1 pseudogene is annotated in these 264 nt (G+C 48.9%); it reads left to right on the top strand.

Annotated features, from left to right (window positions below):
- Window positions 1-264 (top strand): annotated as a pseudogene (locus tag AB4585_RS27455) (polysaccharide lyase family 7 protein); the annotation flags it as partial.

Genomic DNA, 264 nt, shown 5'->3' with positions numbered 1-264 from the left:
TACAAAGAACAAGATTGCTGCTGTTGTTATTTCAGCACTCGTTGCTGGCCTAGCAGGCTGCTCAACAGCTTCTTCCCCCGATACTGCATCTGCGACACAACAAGCTCCGTCTGCAACGCAAGCTCCGTCAGCGAATAATGATCCGCAACTGGCTGTGCAGTACAACTTAGACGTGAACAAGGTTCCAGCTGAAAACTTCGATCTATCTAAGTTCAAGCTAAATACGCCAAGAGACGATAACAAGCCAGAGCGTGCGGGTAAGGT

The sequence above is a fragment of the Vibrio sp. 10N.222.49.C9 genome (assembly GCF_041474985.1).
Classification (GTDB): domain Bacteria; phylum Pseudomonadota; class Gammaproteobacteria; order Enterobacterales; family Vibrionaceae; genus Vibrio; species Vibrio crassostreae_C.
This window is presented reverse-complemented; position numbering and strand designations above follow the sequence as displayed.